Source organism: Micromonospora yongxingensis, from assembly GCF_052601155.1.
In genome coordinates, this window is the sequence record NZ_JBQXEO010000005.1 from 180,469 (window position 1) to 195,322 (window position 14,854).

Annotated in this window: 13 protein-coding genes; 8 read left to right on the plus strand and 5 right to left on the minus strand. The window is 70.6% G+C overall.

Annotated elements, in window-relative coordinates:
* Positions 1-22: 22 nt before the first annotated feature.
* Genes ACTWLT_RS09425 through ACTWLT_RS09435 form a run of 3 tightly spaced genes read right to left on the minus strand, consistent with a single transcriptional unit; the run spans position 23 to position 4,472 of the window.
* Positions 23-2,710: an alpha-L-rhamnosidase gene (locus tag ACTWLT_RS09425; RefSeq protein WP_445317965.1), complete on the minus strand. Its 2,688-nt coding sequence runs from the start codon at positions 2,708-2,710 to the stop codon at positions 23-25.
* Positions 2,707-3,528 carry a carbohydrate ABC transporter permease gene (locus tag ACTWLT_RS09430; protein WP_445317966.1) on the minus strand — a complete coding sequence of 274 codons (822 nt, stop codon included), beginning with the start codon at positions 3,526-3,528 and terminating at the stop codon, positions 2,707-2,709. Before ACTWLT_RS09430 ends, ACTWLT_RS09425 begins: the two co-directional genes overlap by 4 nt.
* On the minus strand, positions 3,525-4,472 hold the full coding sequence (locus ACTWLT_RS09435; RefSeq protein ID WP_445317967.1) for a carbohydrate ABC transporter permease: 948 nt from the start codon (positions 4,470-4,472) through the stop codon (positions 3,525-3,527). The genes ACTWLT_RS09430 and ACTWLT_RS09435 overlap by 4 nt, the downstream gene beginning before the upstream one ends.
* Positions 4,473-4,695: 223 nt before the next feature.
* Between ACTWLT_RS09435 and ACTWLT_RS09440 the strand changes: the two genes are divergently transcribed.
* The 4 genes from ACTWLT_RS09440 (at position 4,696) to ACTWLT_RS09455 (ending at position 7,712) form a co-directional block, all read left to right on the plus strand.
* Positions 4,696-5,736 carry a LacI family DNA-binding transcriptional regulator gene (locus tag ACTWLT_RS09440; protein WP_445317968.1) on the plus strand — a complete coding sequence of 347 codons (1,041 nt, stop codon included), beginning with the start codon at positions 4,696-4,698 and terminating at the stop codon, positions 5,734-5,736.
* A 175-nt stretch (positions 5,737-5,911) separates the two neighbouring features.
* On the plus strand, positions 5,912-6,352 hold the full coding sequence (locus tag ACTWLT_RS09445; protein WP_445317969.1) for a hypothetical protein: 441 nt from the start codon (positions 5,912-5,914) through the stop codon (positions 6,350-6,352).
* 118 nt (positions 6,353-6,470) lie between these two features.
* Positions 6,471-7,115 (plus strand): alpha/beta fold hydrolase, encoded by a 645-nt coding sequence (locus ACTWLT_RS09450; protein ID WP_445317970.1) that lies wholly within the window; start codon positions 6,471-6,473, stop codon positions 7,113-7,115.
* A gap of 114 nt (positions 7,116-7,229) precedes the next feature.
* On the plus strand, positions 7,230-7,712 hold the full coding sequence (locus ACTWLT_RS09455; protein ID WP_445317971.1) for a GNAT family N-acetyltransferase: 483 nt from the start codon (positions 7,230-7,232) through the stop codon (positions 7,710-7,712).
* Between the two features lie 2 nt (positions 7,713-7,714).
* On the opposite strand, the gene ACTWLT_RS09460 is transcribed toward ACTWLT_RS09455, so the two are convergent.
* Positions 7,715-8,212 carry a YcxB family protein gene (locus ACTWLT_RS09460; RefSeq protein ID WP_445317972.1) on the minus strand — a complete coding sequence of 166 codons (498 nt, stop codon included), beginning with the start codon at positions 8,210-8,212 and terminating at the stop codon, positions 7,715-7,717.
* A 199-nt stretch (positions 8,213-8,411) separates the two neighbouring features.
* Between ACTWLT_RS09460 and ACTWLT_RS09465 the strand changes: the two genes are divergently transcribed.
* Entirely contained in the window at positions 8,412-8,810 is a 399-nt protein-coding gene (locus ACTWLT_RS09465; protein ID WP_445317973.1) for a VOC family protein, read from the plus strand.
* A gap of 295 nt (positions 8,811-9,105) precedes the next feature.
* Positions 9,106-10,104, plus strand: coding sequence for an RNA polymerase subunit sigma-70 (locus ACTWLT_RS09470; RefSeq protein ID WP_445317974.1), 999 nt, complete (start codon positions 9,106-9,108; stop codon positions 10,102-10,104).
* Between the two features lie 111 nt (positions 10,105-10,215).
* Here the strand turns inward: ACTWLT_RS09470 and ACTWLT_RS09475 are convergent, their stop codons facing one another.
* Entirely contained in the window at positions 10,216-10,611 is a 396-nt protein-coding gene (locus ACTWLT_RS09475) for a VOC family protein (protein WP_252418042.1), read from the minus strand.
* 131 nt (positions 10,612-10,742) lie between these two features.
* Between ACTWLT_RS09475 and ACTWLT_RS09480 the strand changes: the two genes are divergently transcribed.
* Complete coding sequence (locus ACTWLT_RS09480) at positions 10,743-12,785, plus strand: hypothetical protein (RefSeq protein ID WP_445317975.1); 2,043 nt, start codon at positions 10,743-10,745, stop codon at positions 12,783-12,785.
* 205 nt (positions 12,786-12,990) lie between these two features.
* Entirely contained in the window at positions 12,991-14,646 is a 1,656-nt protein-coding gene (locus ACTWLT_RS09485) for a YncE family protein (protein ID WP_445317976.1), read from the plus strand.
* Positions 14,647-14,854: the final 208 nt, after the last annotated feature.

A 14,854-nucleotide genomic window follows, 5' to 3' on the forward strand; every position in this document is an offset into this window, starting at 1 on the left:
TGTCTCCCTGGTGGAGGAGCGGTTAGGGCACCACGTCGGGTGCCGTGGCGGTGACGGTGTAGCGGCCAGACATGAGCCGCAGGGTGACCCCTGCGGCGTACGTCTCGACCCCGAGAACCCCGGGCCGGTCGGCGGCGGGCGCGTCGTCCTCGCGCACGCTGTCCGGGTCCGGCGTGGGGATCTGCAGTACGGCGGTGCAGCCGGGCGGCACCGTGGCGCTGACGGTGAGCCGGCCGTCGGAGATCGACCAGCCGCAGGCGACGTGCCCCCGCGTGGTCTCCTGTTCGGCACGCGCCCACGTGAGCCGGCCGCCGGGCAGGGGGCGCAGCAGCAGCTCGCGGTACGCCACCGAGGAGGGTGTCTGGTCGATGCCGGCGACTCGGCCGTAGAGCCAGTCGCCGACGCTGCCGAGGCTGTAGTGGTTGAACGAGTTCATCGCCGGTGACTGGAAGCCGGCGTGGTCGGTCCAGCCGTCCCAGCGTTCCCAGATCGTGGTCGCGCCGTGCCGGATGGAGTAGCCCCAGGAGGGGAACTCCTCCTGGTGCAGCAGGGCGTAGGCGAGGTCGGCGCGGCCGTGGTCGGCCAGTACCGGGCACAGCAGGGCCACCCCCACGAAGCCGGTGGTCAGTCGGTGGTCCCGCTTCTCGACGTCGGCGGCCAGGTGCTCGACAGCTGCGGGCACGAGTTGCGGCGGCAGGAGTCCGAACGCGAGCGCCAACAGGTACCCCGTCTGGGTGCCCCCCTCGACCGTGCCGTCGTCACCGACGTACGCGTCGATGAACGCCGCACGGATCGCCGCGTGCAGGCTACGCAGCTCGGCTGCCCGGTCGTGCCGGCCCAGCACCGTGGCCGTTTCGGCGGTGAGCTGGGCGCTGCGGGCGAAGTAGGCGGTTGCGAGCACCTCGCGGGGCGTGGTGACGTCGATCTGGAGCCAGTCGCCGTACGAGTTGCCGGTGCGGTGGCGCCAGCGCAGGTCGGGATTGTGCCGGTGGACGTAGCGGACCCAGGCGAGCATGGCGTCGTAGCAGCGTTCGAGCGCCCGGCGGTCGCCGTAGACGCGCCACAGGTGCCACGCGATGATCACCGCGCCGTCACCCCAGGCCGGGGCGGCCGCCCGGCGCATGTCGATGACCGGGGCGACGTCCCGGAACGCGCCCTCGGTGTCCTGCCCGTCCACCACGTCTCGCAGCCATCGGGCCAGGAACGCGGACACGTCCGCGTTGCGGGTGGCGGTCGGGGCGAAGATCTGCGCGTCGGCCAGCCAGCCGAGCCGCTCGTCGCGCTGCGGGCAGTCGGTCGGTACGGCCACGAAGTTGCCGCGCTGCCCCCACGTGATGTTGGACTGCAACTGGTTGACCATCGGGTCGGAGCACTCGAACCGCCCGGTGAACGGCGTGTCGTTGTGCAACACGCGGGCGACCACCTCAGAGCAGTCCAGCCCACCGGGAAGGTTGTCGACCTCCAGGTACCGGAAGCCGTGGAAGGTGAACCGCGGCTCGAACACCCCGACGCCGTCGCCGCCGGCGAGGTACACGTCGGTCGCCCGGGCGGTGCGCAGGTTGTCCACGTACAGCTCGCCGTCGGTGAGCATCTCCGCGTGCCGCAATACGATCCGGTGCCCGGCCGGGGCGTCGCGGACGGTCAGCCGAACCCGGCCGACGAGATTCTGTCCGAAGTCGACGACGTAGCGGCCAGGACCACGGCGGTGCACCTCGACCGCCGGCACGTCGCGGGTGACGCGGATCGGGTGGTCCGGCTCGGCGACCAGCGGACCGGGCTCGGCGTCGAGCACGACGACGGGCTGGAAGCCGCCGCAGCCGGGGCTGTCCCAGCCCGGCACGTGGTGGCGGCGGTCGACGTACTCGCCCATCAGCAGGTCGGCGGCACGGATCGCGCCCGGCCGCTCGCCCCAGCCGCCGTCGGTGACCACCACCTGCCGGGACCCGTCGGCGAAGTCCACGACGAGCTGGGCCAGGAACGCCGGCTGGTCGCCGTAGTGCTGCGCGGGCCGGCGCGCGTCGAACCCGACGTACCCGCACCACCACCCGTCTGCGACGATCGCGGCGAGCGCGTTGCCGCCGGGACGCAGCAGGGCGGTGACGTCGTAGGTCTGGTAATGCAGCCGGCGGTGGTATTCGGTCCAGCCCGGCGCCAGCTCGGCGTCACCGACCCGGGCCCCGTTGAGGCGGGGCTCGTACACGCCGCGCGCGGTGGCGTAGAGCCGGGCCCGCACCGGTGGGCGGTCGAGGTGGAACTCCCGGCGCAGGTACAGCGGTGGTGACTCCAGCGGGGGACGCTCGTCGTCGCCCGGCGGGTCGACGTGCGGCAGCACCGCCGGGTCGCGGCCGATCCAGCGTGCAGACCAGTCGTCGCGATGCAGGAGACCCGTCTCGAACCAGCTCTGCGCCGCGCCAGCCTCGGCGCCGGTCTCGTCCCAGACCTGTACGCGCCAGTGGTAGCGGGTCGCCGACCGCAGGACCGGCCCGTCCCACGGCACCAGGAGCGTGTCGGTCGACTCGCGGCGGCCGGTGTCCCAGATGAGCCGGTCGGGGTCGGTCAGGTCCGCCGCCCGTTCGGCGGCGCTGATCCGGTACGCGCGCTGCGCGGCCCCGCGCCGCTCGGAGGCGAGCTTCCAGGACAGCCGGGGACACCGCTCCCCCACACCCAGGGGCTCGCGCCGCTGTTCGGTCTCCAGGTCGTACGGTCTCATCCCTTCAGCCCTCCGGCGAAGCCGTTGATGATGCTGCGCTGCAGCGCGAAGTAGAGGAGCAGGATCGGCACGATGCTGATCACCAGCGCCGCGAAGATGAGGTTCCAGTCGGCTACGTACTGGCCGACGAAGCCGGCCAACGCCACGGGCACGGTCTGCTGGCTGCTCCCGCTGAGGTAGAGCAGCGGCGTGAAGAAGTCGTTCCAGACGGCGATCGCGTTGAGCACCAGGGCGGTCACCGTGACCGGCTTGAGCATCGGGAAGACCACGTGCCGGAACGCGTCCCACGGTCGGCAGCCGTCGATCAGGGCGGCGTCCTCGAAGTCGTGCGGCAGCGCCCGGATGAATCCGGTGTAGAGGAACGTGGTGAACGGCACCTGCAGGCCGGAGTAGAACAGGACCAGCGCCCAGACGCTGCCGAGCAGGCCCAGGTCACGCATGGTCTGGTAGAGCGGCAGCGCGGCGAGCTGGAACGGCAGCACCAGCCCGAGCATGATCAGCAGGAACATGCCCCGGGACCAGCGGGCAGTGGCTCGGGCCAGCGGGTACGCGGCCAGCGCGGAGACCGCCAGCACGACCACGACGCTGACGGCGGTGACCAGGGCGCTGTTGACGAGGGCACCGCCGAGCCCGCCCTCCCTCCACGCCTGGGCGAAGTTGGCCAGGGTGGGCGACGTCGTCGGACGGATCGGTGACGAGGTGTCCGACGGTGCGCGTACGGCCAGGTTCACCAGCACGTAGACCGGGAAAGCGATCACCACGGCGGCGGCGATCATCAGCAGTTCCAAACCGAAGGTGCGCCACCGGTAGCGGTTCACGACGCCGCCCTCTCGTTGCGGGCCAGCACCACGTACTGGCCCGTCGAGGCGATCGTCACGATGGCCGTCAGCACCACCGCCAAGGCGATGCTGTAGCCGAACTCGCCGAGCGTGAACGCTTCCTTGTAGATCAGGGTGGAGATGGTGTCCGTGGCGTGCCCGGGTCCACCGCCGGTCAACGCGTACACCTGGTCGAAGAGCTTGATGCCGCCGATGATCGACAGCATCAGGTTGATCGTGATGGCGGGCGCCAACTGGGGCCGGACCACCGACCAGAACCGCCGGACCGGTCCGGTGCCGTCGATCGCGGCGGCCTCGTAGAGTTCCTTCGGCACGGATTGCAGCCCGGCCAGGAAGATGACCATCGAGTAGCCGGCGAACTGCCAGACCACCACGGCGACGACCGCCCAGAGGGCCAGCCCGGGATCGCCCAGCCAGTCCTGCCGCCACGAGGTCAGCCCGACGGCGCCCAGCAGGCTGTTGACCGCGCCGTCCGGGCCGAGCAGGTTGCGCCACAGGTACGCGGTCACGATCGGGGTGACCACCGCCGGGGCGAACAGGAGAACCCGCAGCACGTTGCGGGATTTGATGACCGTGTTGACCCCGAGCGCGAGCAGGAGCCCGATCCCGTTCTGGATGATCGTGACGGCCACCGCGATCACCAGCGTCTGCCGGACGGCCTGGACAGCGTCGGGGTCGCGGGCGATGCCGACGAAGTTGTCCAGCCCGACGAGCGCGAAATCGGGGCTCAGTCCGTCCCAGTCGGTGAAGGCGTAGTAGACGCCCCGGGCGCTCGGCACGAGGACCACGAAGGCGAACAGGAGCATTGCCGGCGCCGCGAACCACCAGGGAGGCGCCGGGCGACCGCTGGCGGTGGAGGCCGTGGCGGCTGGGCGAAGGCCGCTGGTGGAGGCGGTCCGGCGACCGGTGGGGGCAACTGTCATCCGCGTGTCCACTCCTTGAAACGTTTCAAGGCGCGGCCGCAAAAGGGGATGGATCAGCCGAGCGCCTGCGGGGCGGAGGGGGTGTGGTGTGGGCAACGTTTTCCAAAATGTTGCGCCTGACCCTAGGAGTTCACCCACCCGACGTCAATAGGTCCGCGCCCTGGCATGGGGATGCTCAGAGACCTAGGCTGTGGGCAACGTTTCACGTGCACGGAGGCCACAGATGGACAGCCCAACAACAGCAACCCGACGGGCCACCATCGTCGACGTGGCGCGGCACGCCCAGGTGTCCACCACTGCGGTGTCCAAGGTCCTGCGCAACGCCTACGGCGTCAGCCCCACGATGCAGGCGAAGGTGCGCCAGGCGATCAGCGAGCTCGGTTACCGGCCCAACGCCGCCGCGCGTGGCATGCGGGGGCAGACGTACACCATCGGCGTCATGCTGCCCGACATCCGCAATCCCTTCTTCGCCGAGATCCTCGACGGACTCACCGACCGGATCGCCGGCACCGACTACCAGGTGCTTCTCGGCTCTGGTTGCAACGGCGAGGAGGCCGAAGCCCGGGTCATCCACGCCATGATCGACCGCGGTATGGACGGCATGATCCTCATCGCGCCCATCTCGACCCGGGCTCGTCTCGAACAGGTCGCCACCGTCGTACCCACCGTCGTCGTCGGTCGGCACGGCCGGTCCCAGACCTATGACACCGTCGCCGACGACGACCTCACCGGCGCCGCGCTGGTCGTCGACCACCTCGCCGACCTGGGGCACCGTCGCATCGCGCACATCGAGCACCACGAGACGAGCGCCGACTGCCTCGCCGAGATGCCCAACGCCATCCGGGCCGCCGGCTACCGGCGGGCCATGCGGGTTCGCGGCCTCGCCGACGAGATCGACATCGCCTCCACCCGATACAACCAGGAGGGCGGCTACCTCGGGACCCAGCAGCTGCTCGACCGGCCGGTCCGACCCACCGCCATCTTCGCCGGCGCCGACATCGTCGCCATGGGCGCGCTGGACGCCATCGCCGAGGCCGGGCTCCGCGTGCCGGAGGACATCTCCGTCGCCGGCTACGACAACACCACCTTCGCCGCCTTCCGGCCGATCTCACTGACGAGCGTGGACCAGGCAGGCCGCGAGATCGGCGCCGACGCCGCCCGGCTCCTGCTCCACCGCATCGCCGACCGGGGCCGGCCCACCGCCCAGATCAAGCTCTCGCCAGCTCTCGTCGTCCGCCGCACGACCGCCCCACCCCCGGCGTAGCCGAACGAGCCCGGCCACGAGGAGAGGCAGCCGGGCGATGACCGGCCATGCCGCGTACGGGCAGTCCAGGACCGCACCCTGGGCCGGGCGGCGACCTGCTCGGCCGTGAGATTGACGGTGCCCGCGGCCAGGGCTGTCGCTCGCTGGCCGCGAGCTGACAGGCTAGTTTGCTCGGATGAGTCTCCTCGAGGACGTCGGCAGGCGTGACAGTTGGCGGTGCTGGGTGTGCGACGAGCCGGTCGACGCCGACATGTCGGTGAACGACCCGCGTGGTCCCAGCGTCGACAGCCGCACCGCCGACAGGAAGGCCAAGGTCGCCGAGCGACTCGCGCACCGTGCCTGCAACACTCGCAAGGGCGCGGTCAAGGTGGTCATCGCCTGGCCGGACCGTCTGCACGTGGTGGAGCCCGCGCCGCTGATCACCGTCGCGGAGCGACTCGACCGCAAGGGTGGCCGTGAGCTGGTCGCCCGCTGTGCGAGCAGGAAGGACGCCCAGGAGACGGCGGACTGGCTGGTCGACCGGTTCTCCCGGCTGGTGCCCGGACTGCCGGTGACGGCAAGCGTCGACGCAGGCGGCGGACAGTACCTCGTCGCCCTGGCCACCGGCCGCCGCTGACCGGTGGCCCCGGTCGGCGGGCCGCCGCCGACCGCCCGGACCCGAGCCACCACCGGTGCTGCCGTGGCGAACCGGGCCGAGTGGCGGGTTGTCACACCCGGCTGTGAGGCTTCGGGTCATGGCGACTTTCGTTCTGATCCACGGCGGCGGGGGCAGCGCTTGGGACTGGCACCTTCTGGTCCCTGAGCTGACCAACCGCGGCCACGACGTGGTGGTGCCGGAACTGCCGATCGAGGACAGCTCCGCGGGGTTCGCCGAGTTCTGCGCAACGGTCGTCAACGCTGTCGGCGACCGGAGCGACCTTGTGGTCGTCGGACACTCCTATGGTGCGTTCACCGCGCCGCTGATCGCCGACAGGTTGCCTGTGCGGCTGATCGTCCTGCTCACTCCGATGGTCCCGGCGCCCGGCGAGAGGCCCGCGGACTGGTGGGGCAACACTGGATACCGCGGCGCGGAAGGGCTCAGCGAGGAGCAGCAGTTCTACAACGGTGTGCCGGCCGAGATCGTCGCGCAGGCAGCGGCGCACAGCCGGGACCAGGTCAGCGCGGAAGGGAACGAGCCGTGGCCCCTGGAGGCCTGGCCGGACGTGCCGACGAAGGTCCTCGTCGCCCGCGACGACCGGTTCTTCACGGCGGACTTCCAACGCCGGGTGGCCGCCGACCGGCTCGGCGCCACCCCGGATGAGATCGACGGATGCCACTCAGTGGCACTCAGCCACCCGAAGCAACTCGCCGACCGGCTGAACGCGTACCTGCTCGGCTGAAGGCCGCTGTCAGGCCCTCCCAGAGCAGCGGTCAGGCGGGGCATCAGTGACGCACGTCCCGGCAGAAGAGCCTCCTCGCCCCCCCCTGAACCCAGGTCCGGGAGGATTGTCAGTGTGCTGAGTCTGCGTACGGTCTCGATCGACGACTGGCCGTTGTGGCGGGAGGTCCGCCTCGCCGCGCTAGCCGACGCGCCACACGCGTTCAAGTCTCGGCTCGCCGAGTGGCACAGCGGTGGGGAGGAGCGGTGGCGTTCGCGCCTGGAGATGCCCGGCAGCCACAACATCGTTGCGATGCTCGACGACCAAGCCGTTGGCATGGCTGCCGGCCTTCCCGGTGACAACGGTGTCAGCGAGCTGAGGTCCGTGTGGGTCGGCCCTGAGGCTCGGGGGCGTGGTGTTGGGGACCGGCTGATAGCTGCCGTCGAAACCTGGGCTCTGCGATCAGACGCGAGGACGTTGAAGCTCGCGGTGATCCCGGGCAATGAAGCCGCCATCACCCTCTATCGACGCAATGGCTTCGTCGTCACCAAACAGCTCGGGGGCCTGTTGTCCGACGGCGTCACCAGGGAACAGGTCATGGAGAAAGCGCTTCGCTGAGTTCACCGCACTCGGAGCAGCCCACGCTTGGCCATATAGGCCTGCAACGCCTCGGCATCCTCGGCGGACATCAACCGGCGTGGGATCACGGTCGCCGGCATCCGGCCGACGTACACGATCCAGAAGTCAGGGGTGTCCCTTACCTGGGCGACCCCGTCCCAGGCGATGCCGCCGGACTCTGAGCCGCTGCGCATCATGATGTTGTCGTCGGTGATGTCGTAGGCGCCCTCGACGGCGTAGCGACTGGAGCGGCGACGGGCGCGCCACCGCACCCACGGCGAGTACAGCATCGACAGCACACCGCCCACGACCATCGCCAACCACAGCGGCGAGATCTGCTCGCCCCACGCGAACCCCCGCGAGACGGCGAGACCGATCGCCCCGACCACCGCCAGCACGGCGCCGATATAGCCGGACGTGCGCAGCCGAGCACTGGCGAGTGCGGCGGCCACGCGGCCCGGGTAGGTGGGATCGGCTGGGACGTCAAAACGGATGTGCACGCCAGAACGATAGTGCCCACCCGGCCCCTGGCAGCGCCTGACGCCCGTCCCCGGCCGGATCGTCGAGCGCCCGCTGCCAGCGGCATGAGTGGATGCCTCGGGGCCGTGACACAAAGCCGTGGTTGATCATCGATGGGTGCGGGTGTTGTCGGCTGACGTCGCCTAGGGTAGGACGCACTTTCCTCGCAGGGAGACGACCATGTCCGACTCCATCCGGCTCGCCTCGGTCACGCTGGACTGTCTCGATACGAAGCAGCTGGCGACCTTCTATGCGGAGATCACCGGTGGCACGATCACCAATCTGGATGAGCACTGGGCCACGGTCATCTGCCGGACCGGCCGCATGGACTTCCAGCGGGTGGTCGGTTACACGCCCCCGACGTGGCCCGATCCCCCATCGCCCATCCAGCTGCACCTTGAGTTCTACGTCGAAGACCGCGTCGCCGCAGAACTGCGCGTGTTGAAGGCGGGAGCGACGAAGTACGAGTTCCAGCCCAACAGCGAGCAATGCTACGTGTACGCGGACCCGGCCGGTCATCCGTTCTGCCTAACAACATGGGTTGATATGAGGCCCGAGACGAGCAGACCGGCCGTATAAGCGGCGCGCTGTTCTCGGCGAATCCGGACGTGTCCCCGGGCGGATCCGCCAACGCCCCTCAGCGGCAGATCGGTGCACGGTCATCCGTCGATCAGCCGACGTAGGAAATCGCGTGGATGCCCGTGCCGTACTCGTGGCGCAACCCACGATGGGGCCGGCCCTGATCGCCGCATCTCAGGTCGGGGTCACCCCGCCTGGCGCTAGAAGACCCTGATCAGGCCGCCCTGGTGATGAGTTGTCGCGCCCGCAGCCGTCACACCTACGTCGGGACACCATCGGACGGAAGGATGACGTGATGAGTGCGAACACAGGGCTGGAGGAGCTGGGCGTGAGCGGTCTGGGCGAGGTCGACGAGCCGGCGTTCTCGGGGCTGGCGCAGCGGCACCGGCGGGAGCTGCACGTGCACTGCTACCGGATGCTCGGGTCGTTCGAGGACGCCGAGGACACCGTGCAGGAGACGTTCCTCCGTGCCTGGCGGCGTCGGGAGACCTTCGAGGGGCGGTCGACGTTCCGGGCCTGGCTGTACCGGATCGCCACCAACGCCTGCCTGGACCTGCTCGCCAGGCGCCGCCCGCAACCCGCGACCGGCGGCGAGGTGCCGTGGTTGCAGCCCTACCCGGACCGGCTGCTCGACGAGCTGCCCGCGGGCGACGCGGACGAGCCGGAGACGGTCGCCGTCGCGCGGGAGACGATCGAGTTGGCGTACCTGGTCGCGGTCCAGCACCTCGCGCCGCGCCCGCGGGCCGTGCTGATCCTGCGGGACGTGCTCGGCTGGCCGGCGAAGGACGTCGCGGAGCTCCTCGGAGACTCCGTGAACTCGGTGAACAGCGCGCTGCAGCGCGCCCGTGCCGGCATGCGGGAGCACCTGCCCGCCGAGCGGCAGGACTGGACCGGCGGCGAGGAGGACGCCGGGACGCGCGAGTTGGTGCGCCGCTTCACCGACGCCAGTGTGGCCACGGACGTCGACGTGCTCGCGGCCATGCTGCGGGACGACGTCCGCTCCTCGATGCCGCCCACGCCGGGTCTGTACGTCGGCCGCGACGCGGTCGTGAACAGCTGGATCGAGGATGGATTCGATGGCATGAAGGGTCTGCGCGGGGTCCCCAGCTCGGTGAACCGGCAGCCCGCCGTCGCCTTCTACCTGTGGCAGGAGCGGGAGGCCGCGTACCTGCCGCTGACGATCGACGTCCTGCGCGTCACCGGCGGGGCGATCACCGAGATCGTCACGTTCCACGAGGACCAGTTCCCGCGGCTCGGGCTGCCGGAGCGCCTGCCGGCGGACGGCGCAGAGTAGTCCGGTGCGGACGCTCGCGCTGCGCGGTGGCGCGCGTCTCGCGGTGGTCCCGGCGGTGGACGGCGCTGTCGCTGACTGCGATCTCGTTGCTCCCGCCCCTCATCTTGACGGTCAGCTGGCCCCGAGCAGGTCCCACCGGTTGCCGGCGATGTCGAGGAAGACCGCGACCCGGCCGTAGGACTCGGTGCGAGGTTCCCGGACGAAGGTGACACCGGCCTCGGCCATCCGCCGGTAAGCGGCGTCGAAGTCGTCGACGCGGAGGAAGAACCCGACCCGGCCGGCCACCTGGTTACCGACTGCGGCGCGTTGGTGGTCTCCGTCGGCGCGGGCGAGCAGGATCCCGGTCTGGGCGCCCGGCGGCCGCACGACGACCCACCGCTTGGGTCGACCGTCATTGGTCAGCGATGGGGAGTCCTCGACGAGGTCGAAGCCGAGGACGTCGGTGAAGAACGCGATCGCGGGGTCGTACTCGTCGACGATCAGGGCAACCAGGTCGATCTGCACCACGGCAGCGTACGCGGGACAGTGCCCTCGCCCTTGCCGCGATCCCCCGTGCGGCGTAGGAAGAACTGGACACCTGCGCTCCGCCCATCACCCTCGGCCCGTGGGTCCGTCCACTTTGTCCACCATCAAAGGAGATGCGTGTGACCACCCCCGTACGGCTCCGTCTCGCCGTGTCCGCGCTGGTGACCGCCGGTGCCGTACTGCTCGGCACGGCCTCCGCCGCCGCGCCGCCCGCGGTGCCGATGCACCCGGCCACGCACGGTGTCTGCGACCCGATCGACCCGACCGCCTGCCTGTTGCCGTTCCCGAACGACTACTTCACCGTGCCGGATCCAGCCAGCCGCACCGGCAAGCGGGTACGACTCGCGGCGTCCTCGATGCCCGCCAACGTGCACGGCACCCCGATCGACCCGACCGAATGGAACCGACAGGACGGGTTCAGCCCCGGCTCGCCGATCCTGGTGCACGTGGCCGGGCTGAACTCAGCGGCCACGGGGATCGCCCCGGTCACCGACATCGGTCGCTCGCTGGCGCCGGACGCGCCGATCGTGCTGCTCAACACGGTCACCGGCGAACGCACACCGTACTGGGCGGAGCTGGACGCGCACGCCGCCGGCCAGCCCGACCGGCAGTTGCTCATCATTCGGCCGGCGGTGGCGCTGGCCGAGGGCACCCGGTACGTCGTGGGCCTGCGTGGCATGCGCGACCGCAGCAGGGAGCTGATCCCGGCGCCGACCGCGTTCCGGAAGTACGTCACCGGCGCCGGCCTCAGCCCCCGGGACCGCCGCACCCCGCAGATCAAGCGGGTCCTCGCCGACCTGAGCAGGGTCGGCGTCAAGCGGCACAGCCTGCACCTGGCCTGGGACTTCACCGTGGCCAGCCGGCAGGGTCTGACCGGGCGAATGCTGGCGATCCGTGACGGCGCCTTCGCAGCCCTGGGCGAGGCGGCACCGTCGTTCACCGTCACCCAGGTGACCGACTACCCGCCCCAGCAGGATGCGCGGATCGCCCGGCAGGTGACCGGCAGCATCGGCGTACCGTCCTATCTGGTCGGAAACGGCGAACCCGGTTCGCGGCTGCACTACGGGCCGGCCGACGGCGACGGGACAGCACCTGCGGCGGACTCGCTGCCCACGCCGTCCGGCGCGACGCTGCGGGCGGACTTCGTCTGCAACATCCCGCGCAGCGCCACCGCCGCCGATCCCGCACACCTGTCGCTCTACGGCCACGGCCTGCTGGGCAGGCCGACCGAGATCAACGCCGGCAACGTCAAGGCCATGTCGGCCACGTACGACTTCACCTTCTGCGCGACCAGTTGGATCGGCATGGCCGCCGCCGACGTCCCGTACGTGGCTGGCGCCTTCTCCGACCTCAGCGCCTTTCCCGCGGTGGCCGACCGGCTGCAACAGAGCTTCCTGAACTTCCTCTTCCTGGGCCGGGCGATGATCCACCCGGACGGGTTCGCCGCCGACCCGGCGTTCCAGGATGCCGTCGGGCAGCCGCTGATCGACGTGGCCGGCGGGCTGCACTACGACGGCAACAGCCAGGGCGGCATCAACGGCGGGGCGCTCACCGCCATCGCGCAGGACTGGACCCGGTCGGTGCTCGGCGTGCCGGCGATGAACTACTCCACGCTGCTGCAGCGCAGCGTGGACTTCGCCCCCTTCCAATCGGTCATGGACGGGTACTACCCGGACGAGGTCGACCAGCAGTTGATCTTCGCGCTGTTGCAGATGCTCTGGGACCGATCCGAGGCCAACGGGTACGCCCAGCACATGACCGGCAATCCGCTGCCGGGCACCCCGGCGCATCAGGTGCTGATGCACGTGGCCTTCGGCGACCACCAGGTCTCCCCCGCCGCGGCCGAGGTGCAGGCTCGCACCATCGGTGCCCGCCTGCACACCCCTGCCCTCGCCGACGGCTGGTCACTCGACGTGAAGCCGTACTGGGGTATCAAACCGATCCGGGCGTATCCGTACACCGGCTCGGCGATCGTGATCTGGAACAGCGGGGCGACCTACGCACCGCCGACGACGAACCTCGCCCCGGCCGGCCCGGAGTACGGCGAGGATTCGCACGAGTTCCCGCGCGCCCAGCCTGGAGCGCAGGAGCAGAAGGCGACGTTCCTGCTCACCGGCAAGATCATCGACGTCTGCGCGGGAGGGCCCTGCCCCTGAGGCGGCAACCGGTCGCGCCGGGCGGGCGCGACCGGTCACCATCCATCCCCGAATCGCCCCGCACGTTCCTGGAACTTCGTCCACTGTGTAACGCTGCCGGCCGGAGGGTCGCCTAATCCATGACGCGACGATCTTGTCGCAGGCCCGGCACCGGCTCCGCCGGTCGCCGCGGCACAACGGGGTTACCACCGAAAGGGGACCGCACGTGCGATTCCGCACAGTGATCGGCTCAGTCCTGGCATCGACGATGGCCGCCGCAGTCGGCCTCGTCGCCACCACCGCACCCGCCGCCGCCAGGGACACCGCCACCCTGATCCAGGGCGTTACCGGCGTCGTCGACACGGCCGCGGCCGGCGGCCGGGTCTTCGTCTCCGCGAACGACCGCATCGTGGTCGCCGACTCCCAGGGCACGCTCACCGGCAGCATCACCGGCCTGGCCAGCCCGACCGGCCTGGCCGTCACGCCCGACGGCAACCGGGTCTACGCCGCGCTGTCCGGCTCGAACGAGATCGCCGAGATCGACGCGGCCACCCTCGCCGTCGTCCGACGGATCAACCTGGCCGGGTACCGGTCCCCGGCGAACCTGTCCCTCGACGGTGACCAGCTCTGGGTCGGCTACGGCATCAAGAACGACTTTGTCGGCGGCGTCCTCGGCCTCGACCTGTCCCTGGCGGCGCCCACGCCCGTCCAGGTCGCCACCCGCATGTACGGCGCACCCCTGGTCGCCGGCGCCGGCGACACGGTCTTCACCGCCGAGGCGGGGATCAACCCCGCCAGCCCCCGGGTGTACGACGTCAGCACGATCCCGGCGACGCTGCGGGGCGTCATCGACGGCGCCGACAACGACCTGTCGAACCTGACCGACCTCACCATCACGCCCGACGGCACCCAGGCCATCTCGGTCTTCGCCACCTCCGGCTTCGATGTCTGGGACACCACGACCCTGACCAAGGTCCGCAGCTACGGATCGAGGGCCGACCATCCGGGCGCACCGGGCGCGGTCGCGCTCAGCCCGAACGGCGCCAACGTCGCCACCGCCTTCTACGGCGCGAACTACGGCCCCTACGCCGAGGTGTACAACGCCGCCACCGGGGCGAAGACCACGCAGGCCCAGATGACCTACAAGGGCGACCTGGTCACCGGCAGTCTCTCCGTGCTGGGCGATGACCTCTACGCCCTGCTCAACGACTGGCCGTACAACCGGTACTACCTGTGGCGCGTGGAGGGCGCCCTCCTGCCGACGTCCACGCTGAGCCTGTCGGCCACCACCGCGGCGACCGCGCTGGACCCGTTCACCATGACCGGTCGGCTCGCCCTCCCCGACGACTCCGCGCCGGGCGCACAGCCGATCGAGATCACCCGCACGCTGCCCAACGGCACCACCGCCACCCTGCCCGGCGTGACCACCGCCGAGGACGGCACCTTCACCGTCACCGACGCCTCACCGGTCGGCGGCAGCGTCAGCTACACCGCCATCTGGGACGGCAGCCCCGCCTTCCGCTGGTCACAGACCACGACCAGGGTCGACGTGGCCCAGCACCCCACCTCGCTGGTCGTGACCGGCCCGACGACCGGCACCGCCACGAAGCCGCTCACGCTCACGGGTCAGATGAGTACCGCCGGCAACGTCCCCACGCCGGCCCCCGGGTCGATCGTGGTGTACCGGGTATACACCAACAAGAATGGTTCCGTCGGGGCCGACCTGCCGCTGGTGCCGCTCGCCGCCGACGGCTCGTTCACCATCACCGACAAGCCCCCGGTGGCCGGCCAGTACACGTACCACGTCCGCTTCGACGGCGATGCCACCTACGCATACGCCTACACCAGCCACGCTGTCACGGTTCGGGGCGCGAGCACCTGAGCGACCCGCCTCGGTAGCGGCGACGGTGCCCGTCCTGGTCACACACAGGGCGGGCACCGTCGCGCTTCGCCGTGTCGTCGCAGGTCGTACGCCGCCGGCCTGGCGGTGCCTGAGTAGCCCTGATTCTTCACTCCGATGTCACCAGGCGATCCCTCAGGCGACGTGTCGGTGTCCGTCCGCCGGAGTTGGCTGTCAGTCGCCGCACTTT

Coding starts and splice junctions, on each gene's coding strand:
- ACTWLT_RS09440 (WP_445317968.1), top strand. CDS start 4,696: ATGGACAGCCCAACAACAGCAACCCGACGGGCCACCATCGTCGACGTG.
- ACTWLT_RS09465 (WP_445317973.1), top strand. CDS start 8,412: ATGTCCGACTCCATCCGGCTCGCCTCGGTCACGCTGGACTGTCTCGAT.
- ACTWLT_RS09470 (WP_445317974.1), top strand. CDS start 9,106: ATGAGTGCGAACACAGGGCTGGAGGAGCTGGGCGTGAGCGGTCTGGGC.
- ACTWLT_RS09425 (WP_445317965.1), bottom strand. CDS start 2,710: ATGAGACCGTACGACCTGGAGACCGAACAGCGGCGCGAGCCCCTGGGT.
- ACTWLT_RS09435 (WP_445317967.1), bottom strand. CDS start 4,472: ATGACAGTTGCCCCCACCGGTCGCCGGACCGCCTCCACCAGCGGCCTT.
- ACTWLT_RS09450 (WP_445317970.1), top strand. CDS start 6,471: ATGGCGACTTTCGTTCTGATCCACGGCGGCGGGGGCAGCGCTTGGGAC.
- ACTWLT_RS09445 (WP_445317969.1), top strand. CDS start 5,912: ATGAGTCTCCTCGAGGACGTCGGCAGGCGTGACAGTTGGCGGTGCTGG.
- ACTWLT_RS09480 (WP_445317975.1), top strand. CDS start 10,743: ATGCGTGTGACCACCCCCGTACGGCTCCGTCTCGCCGTGTCCGCGCTG.